We start from the raw sequence: 14,871 nt of genomic DNA, 5'->3' as shown, positions 1-14,871 counted from the left end.
ACAATGAAAAAAACGCTGTTTGATAAAGTTTGGGATGCCCACGTGGTAGAGTCTGTTACTAACGGGCCCGATATTTTATACATAGATAAGCACCTTATACACGAGGTTACAAGCCCACAGGCATTTAACGAGCTGGAGCAACGCCATATTCCGGTATTTCGCCCAAATAAAATTATTGCCACTGCCGATCATAATACGCCTACCATAAACCAGCATTTGCCTATAAAAGACGACATGTCGAGAAAGCAAATTGAAGAATTAACCCTAAACTGCGAAAAAAACAATATAGAATTTTATGGCCTGGGCCACCCATATAATGGCATTGTACACGTTATAGCACCAGAGCTTGGCATTACCCAGCCTGGCATGACCATTGTGTGTGGCGATAGCCACACCTCTACCCACGGGGCATTTGGTACTATTGCTTTTGGCATTGGCACCAGCCAGGTAGCGCAGGTATTTGCAAGCCAGTGCCTTTTACTGCAGAAGCCTTTAAAAATGCGTATTAATGTAAACGGTAAACTTAAAAAGGGCGTATTGCCTAAAGATGTTATCCTTTACATTATAAGTAAATTAGGTACAAACTCCGGTACAGGGTATTTTTGCGAATATGCAGGTAATGTGTTCAGGGAAATGTCTATGGAAGGCCGCATGACGGTGTGTAATATGAGTATAGAAATGGGAGCCCGTGGCGGACTGATAGCGCCGGATGAAACTACGTTTGAATATGTAGCAGGTCGCGAATTTGCCCCTAAAGGCAAAGAATTGGAAGCTAAAATTACTTACTGGAAAACCCTTACTACCGATGATGGTGCTGAATTTGACAAAGAATATAATATTGATGCCGAAGAGATTGCCCCAATGATAACCTACGGAACTAATCCGGGAATGGGAATTAAGATAGGTGATACAATCCCTACCCTTGTAGAAACGAGTACAGATAAAGCTCTCGCATATATGGGGTTTGATTATGGGCAGTCGTTACTGGGCACCCGTATAAACTATATCTTTATAGGCAGTTGTACTAACTCCCGCATTGAAGATTTCAGGACGGTTGCCGATTATATTAACGGCAAAAAGAAAGCTGATAATGTTACGGCATTAATCGTTCCGGGGTCGCAACAGGTGGCGAGCGAAATGAAAGCCGAAGGATTGTACAAAATTTTTGAAGACGCTGGTTTCCAGGTGCGGCAACCGGGATGTTCTGCCTGTTTAGCCATGAACGATGATAAGATCCCCGCCGAAGAATATTGTGTTTCTACAAGCAACCGAAATTTTGAAGGCCGCCAGGGACCGGGTGCGCGAACCATACTGGCAAGCCCGCTTACCGCTGCTGCCATTGCCATTGAAGGAAAAATTATAGACTTTACTAAAAACCTGAATTAGATGCAAAAGTTTACAACACTTACCGATGTGGCCATGACGCTTGATATTGAGAACGTGGATACCGACCAGATAATTCCGGCGCGATTTTTAAAATCCACCGATAAAGATGGTTTTGGAGCTAATTTGTTCAGGGACTGGCGTTATACAAAGGACAACGAACTTAACCCAGATTTTAGCCTTAACATGCAATCGCAAAGGGGAGCTGTTTTAATTACAGGCAATAACTTTGGGTGTGGCTCCAGCCGGGAGCATGCAGCGTGGGCGCTTTCAGGCTTTGGGTTTAAGGTTATTGTGTCGAGCTATTTTGCCGATATTTTTAAAGAGAACTGCCTTACTAACGGGCTGTTACCATTACAGGTTAGTCCGCAATTTTTAAAGGTATTATTTGATTTTCTTAAAACAAATCCATTAGAACCAATTGCCATAAACCTTGAAGAACAAAGCATTACCTGCGCCGGCAATACAGAGCATTTTGATATTAATCCCTACAAAAAGCTCTGCCTCATTAACGGTTATGATGATATCGATTTTTTACTGAGCAGGCTTGAAGCAATTACACAATTTGAAGAAAAATATAGTTAGTTATGGTTTTAAATATAGCAGTTTTAGCAGGAGATGGCATAGGCCCTGAAGTTACTAACGAAGCCGTAAAAGTATTAAAAGCCGTTGCATCGCGCTTTGGCCATGATTTTACCTTTACCCCTGCACTTCTTGGTGCATGCGCCATAGATAAGTATAACGAGGCCCTGCCGCAGGAGACCCTCGAAATTTGCCGGGAAGCCGATGCTGTTTTGCTTGGTGCTGTGGGTCACCCTAAATATGACAATAACCCCGATGCGCCTATCCGTCCGGAACAGGGACTGCTCTCTATTCGTAAGGCGTTACAACTGTTTGCAAATATAAGGCCTATAACTATTTACGATAAATTAATACCACAATCACCGCTTAAAGCTGATAGGATTGCTGGTGTGGATATTGCCATTTACCGTGAACTTACAGGCGGTATTTACTTTGGCGAAAAGTATTTAAGCGACGATAAAACCGTAGCCACAGATGTATGCTCGTATTCTGTAAAAGAAATTGAGCAAATAACCCACATGGCTTTTAAAGCAGCGCAAAACAGGCGCAAAAAAGTAACACTGGTAGATAAGGCAAACGTACTTGAAACGTCGCGCTTATGGCGCAGGGTGGTTTCTCAAATCGCTGCCGAATATCCTGATGTGACGTTAGACTTTTTATTTGTAGACAACGCTGCAATGCAGCTAATATTAAACCCGAAACAGTTTGATGTAATGCTTACAGAAAATATGTTTGGCGATATACTATCAGATGAAGCAAGCGTTATTGGCGGAAGCATTGGGCTGGCAGCATCTGCATCTGTGGGAGATAAATACAGCCTTTTTGAGCCTATACACGGCTCCTATCCTGCCGCAACGGGTAAAGGAATCGCTAATCCTGTGGCATCGATACTTTCTGCAGCTTTGCTCTTAGAGCATTTTGATTTGTATGAGGAAGCCGATACGATTAAAAATGCGGTTGCTGTAAGCATCGACCTGAATTATTGTACCCCGGATATTTTTGCCGACAGCACCTACTCTACCGATGATGTGGGCGATTTTATAGAAAGTATGGTATTGGGCAATGAAATTTTTAATAACCATGCCAATGTGAGTATTGGTAAATCGACCATTATCTAAATGTATTATAATGAGAACACCATAGTTTTCCTTAACGGAGAATGGATACCTGCAGCACAGGCAACAGCAAGCCTTTATAACCAAACCATGCACTACGGTAATGGTATTTTTGAAGGCATAAGGGCTTATGACACCCCAACAGGCGTAAAGATATTTAAGGCAAAAGAGCATTTTGAGCGCATGCTTAAGTCGGCCGCGACGATGCATATAAAAACAGATTATACCGTAGAAGAACTTACAAAGCTAAGCTATGAATTGCTTGAAAAGAACGGAATAACCAATGCATACATCAGGCCATTGTTTTACCTTGACCCTAATATGTCTTTAGTGCCTGTAGATAAAACCAACTTGTTTTTATGTGCCTGGGAATGGGGCAAATATTTGGGCGATAAACTACTGCGCATTAAAACATCGCCTTACCAGAGGCCAAACCCTAAGTCGTGCCATGTAGAGGCCAAGACTGTGGGGCATTACATTAATTCTATTCTTGCCACTACAGAGGCTAAACAAAATGGTTTTGACGAAGCTTTAATGCTTGATGCCGCAGGTTACGTGGCCGAAGGGCCGGGTGCAAATTTCTTTTACGAGAAAGACTGCTGCCTTTACACCTGCCCATTAGGTAATATATTGCCGGGAATTACCCGCAATACTATTTTAGACCTTGCCAAAGAGAACCATATTCCGGTTGAAGTAAAGCTGTTTACAATAGACGAGGTTAAAACCGCCGACAGCGCATTTTTTACTGGGACTGCTGCCGAGATTGCCGGCATTGGCTCATTAGATGATTATACTTTCCCGATGGACTGGAATGAAAGCCTTGGCAAAAAGCTTTCTATATTATATCAGCATGAAGTACATGCTACACAAAATGAACTGAAACCCATATCTTAAATAAATTCTTAGTTATATAATACTAAAAAGCTCTCACTGTCTGGTGAGAGCTTTTTTGTATAGGTAATTCTGTAAATAATTAATGTAACCACATTATTTCGGCATTAGGTTTTACAGCTAATGTTTCTCCCTGCAAAGTTATAGGCAAGATAGCCGTTTTACGCGGATCTACCTGTATATTAGAAAAGTGGGTATGAAAAACGTAATACATATCTCCGCCATCACCATAAAAAATATCTCCGTGCCCTGTGCCCGGATAATTTAGTAATTGTTTAGATATAAAGGGGCTGTTGTTGTCCTTACTCCACGGTCCAAAAGGGCTTGACGATGTAGCATAGCCTACAGCATAATCCTGATTCCTGAAATCGTTAGCCGAATATACAAGGTAATACAGGCTGCCATTTTTAAAAACAGTAGGGCCTTCGGTTACTGTCCACGGCACGTTTTGGGTATTTTCCCAGGGCTTGGTGGCATGTACACATTCGGTAAGGGTTTCTGGCTTTATAGCACTCAGGTCATCTTCCATCTCTGCAACAAAGATCCTGTTGCCTTCGTTAAGCCTTACGTGATAGAGATAAATCTTCCCTCCATCAAAAAACACAAACGGGTCTATTTGTTTACCGTTAAACGGAATAGAATTTCCTGCATTAGTAAATGGCCCAAGCGGGCTGTTGCTTACCGCAATCGCTATTTGTTCATTAGCAGTATATGCCATGTAAAACTTGCCATTGTGTTCAAAAATTTGTGGTGCCCAAAAACCTGTATCGCCATAGCCATCTCCTTTTTTAAAGGCAAAACCATCATGCGCACCGGCAGGTCCTTCCCAGTTTTCAAGATCGGCAGATGTATACACTAAAAAACCTTCTCCCTGAATATTAGGATTGTTTTTTGTTCCATAAAGATAATACATGCCGTTATGCTTAAAAATAGTCGGATCGGCAAGCATAGGGTTTAAGCGTACCTCAATAGGTGCCGTGCTTTTACTATCGTCAGATCCGCACATCATAAATAACGGACATATTAAAAGATATAAAGCCAGTTTAATTAATAATTTCATCAGGTTAATTTATGCAGTTAGTGGTTAAATGAGTACGAACAGGATTAAACTATTTCGTTTTCGCAAAGTAGGTTCATTTAGTTCAAAGACTGTTCGCTTATCCATTTCATTGTTTACCCATTTCGTGTCAATATTTAAAAAGGGGTAACTTTATATCTGCATTTAAATCAAAATGTCGAAAAATGAGACATTATAAACATCATGATAAAATATTTTGCTCCTGAAATCATGCCTCAATTAGTGCAAATACAAGCGATTTGTTGTTTAAGGTAAGATTTCAGATTTGATACCGTAGCGTATGCACAGACAAAGAATGCTATCTTTCTATAATTTCTATTTCTACCCTGCGGTTGGCTTCACGTTGTTCTTCATTTTTTTCAGGTATGGCAAATATGGGCCTACTACCGCCAAAGCCTTTGTAGCTAAGCCGCTTTTTATTAATACCATGATCTTTAAGGTATCTATAAATAGTTTTAGCGCGATCACCGGCTAAATCAGTATCATCAAGTGGAGAACAGCATTTATGACCCTGAATTTCTATTTTTAGCTTTACATTATCCTGCAATGTGGCCACCAGTTCGTTTAACGTATGTCTTGATTTAGGAAGCAAAATCTCAGTATCGTTGTAAAAATATATATTTTGAAGTACAATCTTATCCCCTTTTTGGGCCGAATCCATAATTTGTGTAAGCGTAGGTGTAACAATTTCTGGTTTTACAGGTATGGGTAAAGTTTCAGGTTTGGGTTCTTCTTCAGCTAAGGGCAAAGGCTTCGGTTTTGTAAACTCTATTACCACCCGGCGGTTTTTATTTAATTCGGCAAACGCTGTGCTTTCACCAAATCCTTTTAAATCGGTATCAGGAGTAACCATATTTTTGTTTTTAAGCTCACTATATACCCATGCTGCCCTGCGCGCAGATAGTTTTATATTATATGCGGCATTGCCTACGCTATCGGTATAACCATATACGCTTGTAACCTGTGCCGCATTGTTATTAGTAATCCACGCCGATAGATTTTTGTTCGATGTATCTTCGGCATCATCAATATTAAAGTCAAAATAAACGGTAAATTCTTCCTGCCCGTGGGCAACCCCAATGGCCATGATGCATAATAAAAGTGACAGTATAAACTGTTTCATTTGCTGTAAGGTTTTTATGATAACGGTATAGGTATGTATTTATTTTAAGAAAGAACTCATCTTGGCTTTTTTCAATTGGCTGCAAAATAATCTTTTCGCTTCAAATTTTACCTGTTTTATTATTCCGTAGCGCTGCTATGCAATGCAAAAAAGCCAAAATTTGAAACAAAAATCTCTATTTTTCGCTTCAATCAAAAAAGTCAAGACGAGTTCAAATAAAAAAACCTGCCACTTTCGCAGCAGGTTTAGTATATAACCTATTATAATAACTATCGTGTAAACAATAACTCCCTGTATTTTGTAAGTGGCCAGGCCTCATCATCTACAATAAGTTCCAGCTTGTCGCAATGCCTTCTTATTACATCAAAGTAAGGTTTTACAGTATCGCAATACGCATGTGCAAGCTCTTCGGCAGTAGTTAAAGCGTTAGCTGTTTTACGAGCCTCGGTCATTTGCTCTACCTGGGTGTTTATACCGGCAATATGCCCTGATATCTCCCTGATAATATTTATTTGCTCTTTACCTATAGATGTGTACTCATCGCCAAAAATTTCTTTTAAGCCGGTTACATTCTCTATAAGTATATTTTGGTAACGTATAGCAGTAGGTATAACGTGGTTACGGGCAATATCGCCTAATACACGTCCTTCTATCTGTATTTTTTTAGCATACTCTTCAAGCTCAATCTCATAACGCGCTTCAGCCTCAGTATGATTCATTACACCAAGCTCCTGAAACAGGGCAAGTGATTTTTCTGAAATTTTAGCTTTAAGTGCGCCCGGTGTAGTTTTGTGGTTGCTAAGTCCGCGTTTTGCAGCTTCTTCAGCCCATGCTTCACTATAACCATCACCTTCAAAAAGGATAGCTTTAGTTTCTTTAATATACTCTCTAAGTACATTAAAAATAGCATCGTCCTTTTTCATTTCTTTACCATCTATAAGCGCATCAACTTCTTTTTTAAAGTCTCTTAGCTGCTTAGCCATGATTGAGTTTACAATAGTCATTGCGTTAGCACAGTTAGCACTTGACCCAACTGCCCTAAACTCGAATTTATTACCTGTAAAGGCAAATGGCGATGTCCTGTTCCTGTCGGTATTATCAAGTAATACATCCGGAATTTTACCTACTACGTTAAGTTTAAGGTCGGTTTTTTCCTCAGGAGAAAGCTTACCTGTAGAAACGCCTTCAAGTTCGGCAAGAACTTTAGTTAATTGCTCTCCAATAAAAACAGATATAATTGCAGGTGGCGCCTCATTAGCTCCAAGCCTGTGATCGTTTGATGCTGTTGCGATAGAAGCCCTCATTAGCTCCTCGTTAGTATAAACAGCTTTAATAGTGTTTATAAAGAACGTAAGAAACTGAAGGTTGCTCATTGGTGTTTTACCTGGACCTAACAGGTTAACACCTGTATCTGTAGCCATACTCCAGTTATTGTGCTTACCACTACCGTTTACACCTGCAAAAGGTTTTTCGTGCAGTAATACTTTAAAGTAGTGGCGCTCGCCCACCTTTTGCATAACATCCATTAATAGAGAGTTATGGTCTACTGCAAGGTTAGCCTCTTCAAATATTGGAGCAAGCTCAAACTGGTTAGGGGCAACCTCGTTATGGCGGGTTTTAACCGGTATACCTAAAAGCATACACTCGTTTTCAAGGTCCCTCATATAGTTAAGCGCCCTTGTAGGGATAGAACCAAAATAATGGTCGTCTAACTGTTGTCCTTTAGCAGACGAATGCCCAAGAAGAGTACGGCCTGTTAAGGTAATATCCGGCCTTGAGTTTGCAAGGGCAGAATCTACAAGGAAATATTCCTGCTCCCAGCCAAGGGTTGCAGTTACTTTTTTTACATTTTTATCAAAGTAGTTACATACTGCTACAGCAGCCTCGTCTACCGCGGTAAGTGCTCTAAGTAAAGGTGTTTTATAATCTAATGCCTCACCTGTATAAGATATAAATACTGTAGGAATACATAACGTAGTACCAAAAATAAATGCCGGCGATGTAGGATCCCATGCTGTGTAGCCACGAGCCTCAAATGTATTACGTATACCACCGTTAGGGAAACTTGATGCATCCGGCTCCTGCTGTACAAGTTGGCTGCCGCCAAATTTTTCCACAGGGTCTGTACCATCAAATGATGTTTCAAAAAAAGCATCATGCTTTTCTGCAGTAGTACCAGTCAATGGCTGAAACCAGTGCGTATAATGAGTTACACCTTTGCTTAGTGACCACTCTTTCATACCCATTGCTATATAATCGGCAAGTTTGCGGTCTATTTTAGTTCCATGCTGCACTGCGCTTTGCACCGCCTTATAGGCTTCTGGTGTTAAGAATTGGCGCATTGCCTTATCATTGAACACATTACTACCAAAAATAATTGATTTTTTGTCTAGTTCTTGTACTTTAACCGGCTTTCTACCTGCGGTTTCTTTTAAGGCCTGAAAACGAAATGTTGACATGAAACTTTAATTTTTATTGTTAATGATAAACTAAAACTTGTGCAAATGTACAAAAAAATGTTCCTAAATATTATTACCCCTGCTTAATTGGGGGTTAAATTTTATTTTATTTATCAAAATAGCAATTCAACCCAGTAAAATTAAGGCATTGTAAATATATGGTTAAAAGTATCGTACCTTTACTAACAGGATTACATTTTTTTCAATAAAATTCCTACATTGGTTAATAAAAATCTAAAATTCCTAACGCTTAGTTAATTGAGTTAAATATTTATTAACCAAATAACCAACAAGATAGGAATTGTGTAATTTGGCTAAAGATTTAAATACTAACCTAAACGCCAATTATCATGAGCAACAAAAAATTAATTTTAAGCATTGCAGCGGGAGCGGCAGTACTTGCAGGAGCAGCAGTAATAGTTGCACGTAAAAGATCTCAAAATAAATATAGAGCTAATGTAGAAGAAGCTAAAGAGAACTTTAAAAGTAAACTAAGCCAACTGCAGCGTAAAGCAAAAAAAGAATACCAAAATAGTGTTTCTGAAACTGAAAGTGCTGTAAACAGCGCTAAAGAAAGAGCCGCAGAATGGGTAAACAAAGCTTCAAGAGCTTAATTAGCCAACAACACACATTATAGATTACAGCCGGTTATAATTTTTATAGCCGGTTTTTTAGGACCAAAACACAAATACCCATATACAATATAATTACTTAACTACTAAACGTTTGCCCACCATGAAAGCCAGAAAAAATGCCGGAAAAAAATTTTTACCTTACACCTCACTTATAGAGCAATTAGCCACTCAGAATATTACAAATACACTTGATGTATTACCCGAAATATTAGTTATTACTACTTTTCCTCCAAGGCAGTGCGGTATTGCTACCTACTCCCAGGATCTTATAAAAGCACTTAACGATCATTATGTTGACTCGTTCTCTATAAAAATATGTGCCATAGAAAACAAAAATGAGCAACATACTTATACAGATGCTGATGTAAAATACGTGCTTAACACATCGGAACCAGACTCTTATACTGAACTGGCAAAAGCAATAAATGAAGATGCTAATTTAAAGATTGTTTTAATTCAGCATGAGTTTGGTTTGGTACACGAAACTGTAGCGCATTTTAACTCGTTTGTAGATGCTGTACAAAAACCTTTATCGGTAGTTTTCCATACTATACTTCCTAATCCTAATGAAGAGTTTAAGGCTAACGTGCAGCACATTCTTAACAGGGTAGACTCTCTTATTGTTATGACAAATAACGCTGCCGATATACTGGTACGCGACTATATAGTAGACCGCGAAAAAATTGCGGTTATAGCACACGGTACCCACCTTGTATCTCACGGTCACGGGTCGGCGCTTAAAGAAAAATACGGCTTTGCAGGCCGCAGGATACTTTCTACCTTTGGACTTCTAAGCTCGGGTAAAAGTATAGAGACTACGCTTGACGCATTACCGCAGGTGGTAGCACAAAACCCGGATGTTTTATTCCTTATAATAGGTAAAACCCACCCTACTGTAGCTTTACAGGAAGGTGAAGTGTACCGCGAAAGCCTTGAAAGAAAAATTAAAGAGCTTAACATAGAAAATAATGTTCAATTTATTAATAAATATGTAGCTCTTGATGAACTGTTAGAGTATTTACAGCTTACAGATATCTACGTTTTCTCAAGCAAAGACCCTAATCAGGCAGTAAGCGGAACCTTCTCTTATGCTCTTAGCTGTGGCTGCCCCATAGTATCTACCCCTATTCCTCACGCTAAAGAGGTTTTGGCAGGCGATACCGGTATTACTTTCGACTTTGGTAACTCGCAACAACTTGCAGATGCTGTGAACAAACTTTTTGCAGATCCTGCACTTATGGAAAAAATGATCCTTAACGGATTACACAAAATTGTACACACTGCATGGGAAAATTCTGCAGTAAGCCATGCCAAGCTATTACAAAAAACAGCCGGCCCGGGCGCAATAAAACTGCAGTACCGCAACCCAAAAATTAACCTGGACCATATGAAAAATATGACCACTGATTTTGGGTTTGTACAATTCTCTAAACTTAACGTGCCCGATCTTGGATCTGGATATACTATAGATGATAATGCAAGGGCTATGATAGCATTATCGCAACACTATAAAAAATACAGGGAACGCGATGTACTTAAATACATAAAGGTATACCTCGATTTTATTGGCTTTTGCCAGCAGCCAGACGGCAGGTTTCTTAATTATGTAGATGTAAATAAAAACTTTACAACCCAGAACGATAATGAAAATCTTGAAGACAGTTCTGGCCGCGCCATGTGGGCTTTAGGCTACGTAGTGTCGTTAACAGGAATATTACCTGCTGAGTTTACAGATAAAGCCGAAGCAATTTTCCAGAAATCGCTCTCCCTTACTAAAAACATTTACTCTACAAGGGCAATGGCATTTATAATAAAAGGATTGTATTACTATAACCGCAGGGTTAAAGATGCAGATACAATGATCTATATTAAAATGTTTGCCGACAGGCTTGTAAATATGTACCGCCACGAAGCAGATGCGGAATGGAGATGGTTTGAAGGTTACCTTACTTATGCAAACAGCGTATTGCCCGAAGCTTTATTACTTTGCTACACTATAACAGGCAATGAGGTTTATAAAGACATTGCTAAAGAGTCGTTTGATTTCCTGTTAGAGAACACCTTTGATGATAATTCAATTCAGATTATATCTAACCAAAGTTGGTTAGTAAAAGGAGGCAAAAGAGCACAATATGGCGAGCAGCCTATAGATGTAGCTTATACAATATTGGCATTACGCAAATTCCACGATATATTTAAGGAGGAAGAATACCTTAATAAAATGGAAATGGCCTTTAACTGGTTCCTTGGCAATAACCACCTGCAACATGTTATTTATAACCCATGCACCGGGGGAAGCTTTGACGGTCTTGAGCAATACAGCGTTAACCTTAACCAGGGAGCCGAAAGTACTGCGAGTTACCTAATGGCAAGGCTTACCATTGCTAAATACTTTGGCAACCCTGATACTGTTTACTTTAGGAAAAGAATTAAGGCTGCAAAAATTGAAGCTTTAAAAACCTTAAACATATAAGCAACTAATAATAAAACAATTATAACCCCGCAACAGCGGGGTTTTCTATTTACAAGCCACATGAAACGTACTTTTTAGTTGATTAACTATAAAAATAGTTTGTAAACTAAAAAAATAGTTTATCTTTGATATAACCAAAAACACTACAATGCAAAAATTGACTAATAAAGAAGAAGAGATCATGCACATATTATGGAAACTGGAAAAAGCTTTTGTAAAAGATGTGCTTGCGCAAGTTCAGGATGATAAGCCCCATTACAATACTTTATCTACCATAATTCGCAATCTTGAAGAAAAAGGATATGTAAGCCATACAGCCTTTGGCAATACCCACCAATATTTTCCGGTGGTAACTAAAGAAGAATACCGCAAAGGTTTTATGAGCAATGCTATAGAGAGTTATTTTAATAATTCTTATAAAAGTATGATTTCCTTTTTTGCTAAAGAAGAAAAAATTAGTGCCGATGAGCTTCGTGAAATATTAGATATGATAGAAAAAAACAAATAATATGGAAACATTTATTATCTACCTTATTAAGGCATCGGGCCTGACAGTGCTATTTTTCCTGGCTTATACTGTTTTGCTAAAAAAAGAAACATTTTTTACCCCTAACCGAATGTTTCTTCTTGCAGGCCTCTTTACTTCTGCCCTGCTGCCATTAATGGTTTATACTAAAGTTATCTGGGTAACGCCTCAACCGGCACTGCAAATGGCAGTACAACAAATAGATATTGATAGCTTAATGGCTAATGTGCCCTCTGTAGCCACACCCCGGCCTTTTACCATAAACTGGTTTTATGTGGCCGGTATAGCATACGTCGCCGGCTTCCTGCTTTTTGCCATTCACTTTTTAATAGATCTTTATAAAGTAAAAAAAATGCTTCGCGGAAAAAAGGTTTTACAGCAGGAAAACTTTAAATACATAGATTCTGAGGCTATAAAATCGCCGTTTTCATTTTTTAAATACATAGTGTACAATTCTGCAAGCCTGCAGCCGCAGGAACTGAATAATATTATTGCCCATGAAAAAGTACACAGTAGCCAAAACCATTCTCTCGATGTACTTTTAAGCCAGCTGTTTTGTATTGTTTTCTGGTTCAATCCTTTTGCATGGCTGTATAAAAAAGCTATATCCCAAAACCTGGAGTTCATTGCCGACTCGGTAGCCGCTAAACAAGTAATCGATGTTAAAGCCTACCAAATTACTTTATTAAAAATAACGGTACAACAAGAGCGTCTTGCAATCACTAATCATTTTTATCAATCATTAATAAAAAAACGAATCGTTATGTTAAACAAACAACAATCTAAAAAGCGCAATTTTTATAAATATGCCCTTATAGTGCCGGCATTAGTTGCATTTGTACTTTTATATCAGGTAGAAATACTGGCACGGGAAAAGCAGCAGGCAGAAAAGAAAACCACATCTTCGGTAAAAAGTTTTAGTGAGCTTAGGGTAATAATGGACGTAACCAGTACTGCAACGGACAAAGAGCTAAAGGACGATGTTGCAATTTTTAAACAGGAGTTTGATGCAGATGTTACTTTTACAAATATAAAACGCAATACCAAAGGCGAAATTACAGCCATAAAGGTTATAGTTAAGGACAAGGATAACCAGGTTTCCTATCCCGTCCATGAGGTTTCAAATTCAGGACAAAGCCCTATATCATCATTTACAGTAGATATAAGTAAAGATGACAAGACCGGCAAAAATATTATAAACTTTGGCCAGCCTAAAACAAAACTTATAAAAATTAGTATTCCCGGTAATTTGAAGGATACCATTGTATATGGTAAAGATGCCACTACTCAAATAATAAGCAACAGTAATCATAAAAATATTGTTCATGACCCCGAAGAGCAAGCAAACTACCTTTATATTATAGATGGTGTTCCGAGAGAATCTGATGGCAAACCATTAAGCGATATCGACCCAAATACTATTGACAAAATTGAAGTTATTAAAAACCAGGCCAATAATGTGAAATTATATGGCGAAAGGGCTAAAAATGGTGTAATACTCATTACAACAAAGAAAAATACTAACAATAGTACTTTTAAAAAACCCGAAGGTACAATACCCGACAAATGGTTTCAATCAGCACCCGACCCTTTGGATATGAACATATCTGACAAGGTAAACAGATCAAATTCCGGCCCTTTCAGGGAAGTAACTACTTATGTTTATACTGAATCTGCAAATTATAAACCTAATAGCGACGAGGATAACCTTAAAAATATTTTAGAAAGTGACAAGATAGATTATAAAAAGGCTTACATACGTATTAACGGCAAAGACGCAACTGCAGCAGAACTGGAAAGATTAAAGCCTAAAAAAATTGAGACGACTGTAATTATTCCCGGTAACGTACAGGTAATAAGTAAGTATGGTGAAAAAGCTGCCAACGGCGTTATTATCGTGGAATTGAAAGGCTTTAAATCTGAAATATATGCTGATACAAAAAATGATTCAGCCCCGGATGCCGAACAGGCTAACATAGGGTATATTATAGATAAAAATAATGATAAAAAAGCTATTGAATTTTACATAAAAGAGCTTAAAAAAAGAGGTTTGAAAATAACCGTCAAAACTTTAGAACGAAATGAGAAGGGATTGATTACATCAATTGAAATTGAGTTAGTTGATAAAAAAACCGGCAAAATACAACTGGCCAGCTACACAAATAAGAACAGTGGCATACCAGATGTATATGTAGGATTTAAAGGTGGCGCACCTGCACTCTACAGTATGGGCAAGTAACCTTAATGTCTTTAAAAACTACCGTAACAGGTGGGGTATGGCCGGAAGAAGTTCCATCTATTTTTTTAAACGCAAAGAAGCCGTCTCAATATTCAATTGAGGCGGTTTTTTCATTTTTAGCATTATTATATTAGGCTATTATATTTTTCAGGTCAGGATATTTTTCAAGTGGCTTACGCCGCTATTTTCTTTCTCAGATTGTGTGCTAAGGCCATTAATCCGAACTCTAATTCTACTTTTTCAAGTCCTTTTAAAGTAAACCTCTTAAAATTGTTATTGTGTTTGAGATGTGCGAACACAGGTTCTACATCGGCAGAGCGCTGTTTTCTTTTTTGTAACCCTTTTTCGCTTAAAAGCAGTTCCCTCG

Annotated in this window: 12 protein-coding genes; 8 read left to right on the top strand and 4 right to left on the bottom strand. The window is 38.5% G+C overall.

Annotated elements, in window-relative coordinates; translation table 11 throughout:
* Positions 1–3: 3 nt before the first annotated feature.
* The 4 genes from leuC to F565_RS0119890 are packed head-to-tail and all read left to right on the top strand — an operon-like array spanning position 4 to position 3,974.
* Complete coding sequence (gene leuC / locus F565_RS0119905; protein WP_020215011.1) at positions 4–1,386, top strand: 3-isopropylmalate dehydratase large subunit; 1,383 nt, start codon at positions 4–6, stop codon at positions 1,384–1,386.
* Complete coding sequence (gene leuD / locus F565_RS0119900; protein WP_020215010.1) at positions 1,387–1,968, top strand: 3-isopropylmalate dehydratase small subunit; 582 nt, start codon at positions 1,387–1,389, stop codon at positions 1,966–1,968. It begins immediately after the preceding gene.
* A 2-nt stretch (positions 1,969–1,970) separates the two neighbouring features.
* Positions 1,971–3,083: a 3-isopropylmalate dehydrogenase gene (gene leuB / locus F565_RS0119895; protein WP_020215009.1), complete on the top strand. Its 1,113-nt coding sequence runs from the start codon at positions 1,971–1,973 to the stop codon at positions 3,081–3,083.
* Positions 3,084–3,974: a branched-chain amino acid transaminase gene (locus F565_RS0119890; protein ID WP_020215008.1), complete on the top strand. Its 891-nt coding sequence runs from the start codon at positions 3,084–3,086 to the stop codon at positions 3,972–3,974.
* A gap of 79 nt (positions 3,975–4,053) precedes the next feature.
* On the opposite strand, the gene F565_RS22080 is transcribed toward F565_RS0119890, so the two are convergent.
* The 3 genes from F565_RS22080 to F565_RS0119875 all read right to left on the bottom strand — a co-directional run bounded on the left by F565_RS22080 (position 4,054) and on the right by F565_RS0119875 (position 8,631).
* The gene (locus F565_RS22080) at positions 4,054–4,980 is read right to left on the bottom strand and encodes a glycoside hydrolase family 43 protein (protein WP_020215007.1); all 927 of its coding nucleotides are present in this window, start codon (positions 4,978–4,980) and stop codon (positions 4,054–4,056) included.
* A gap of 367 nt (positions 4,981–5,347) precedes the next feature.
* Positions 5,348–6,172, bottom strand: a complete 825-nt coding sequence (locus F565_RS22555; protein WP_081621372.1) for an OmpA family protein — start codon at positions 6,170–6,172, stop codon at positions 5,348–5,350.
* A gap of 269 nt (positions 6,173–6,441) precedes the next feature.
* Positions 6,442–8,631 carry a glutamine synthetase III family protein gene (locus F565_RS0119875; RefSeq protein WP_020215005.1) on the bottom strand — a complete coding sequence of 730 codons (2,190 nt, stop codon included), beginning with the start codon at positions 8,629–8,631 and terminating at the stop codon, positions 6,442–6,444.
* A gap of 350 nt (positions 8,632–8,981) precedes the next feature.
* Here F565_RS0119875 and F565_RS0119870 point away from each other — a divergent pair, with 350 nt between their 5' ends.
* The 4 genes from F565_RS0119870 (at position 8,982) to F565_RS22550 (ending at position 14,504) form a co-directional block, all read left to right on the top strand.
* Positions 8,982–9,245 carry a hypothetical protein gene (locus tag F565_RS0119870; protein ID WP_020215004.1) on the top strand — a complete coding sequence of 88 codons (264 nt, stop codon included), beginning with the start codon at positions 8,982–8,984 and terminating at the stop codon, positions 9,243–9,245.
* A 121-nt stretch (positions 9,246–9,366) separates the two neighbouring features.
* The gene (locus F565_RS0119865; RefSeq protein WP_020215003.1) at positions 9,367–11,739 is read left to right on the top strand and encodes a glycosyltransferase; all 2,373 of its coding nucleotides are present in this window, start codon (positions 9,367–9,369) and stop codon (positions 11,737–11,739) included.
* Positions 11,740–11,887: 148 nt separating this feature from the next.
* On the top strand, positions 11,888–12,247 hold the full coding sequence (locus F565_RS0119860) for a BlaI/MecI/CopY family transcriptional regulator (protein WP_020215002.1): 360 nt from the start codon (positions 11,888–11,890) through the stop codon (positions 12,245–12,247).
* A 1-nt stretch (position 12,248) separates the two neighbouring features.
* Entirely contained in the window at positions 12,249–14,504 is a 2,256-nt protein-coding gene (locus F565_RS22550) for a M56 family metallopeptidase (protein ID WP_020215001.1), read from the top strand.
* 173 nt (positions 14,505–14,677) lie between these two features.
* Here F565_RS22550 and F565_RS22065 read toward each other — a convergent pair.
* A partial coding sequence (locus tag F565_RS22065) for a transposase (RefSeq protein WP_020211123.1) occupies positions 14,678–14,871 on the bottom strand: 194 nt, incomplete at its 5' end.

This window comes from Flavobacterium rivuli WB 3.3-2 = DSM 21788 (genome assembly GCF_000378485.1).
Taxonomy (GTDB): Bacteria; Bacteroidota; Bacteroidia; order Flavobacteriales; family Flavobacteriaceae; genus Flavobacterium; species Flavobacterium rivuli.
The sequence above is the reverse complement of the archived record's forward strand: the minus strand, read 5'-3'. Positions and strand labels throughout refer to the sequence as shown.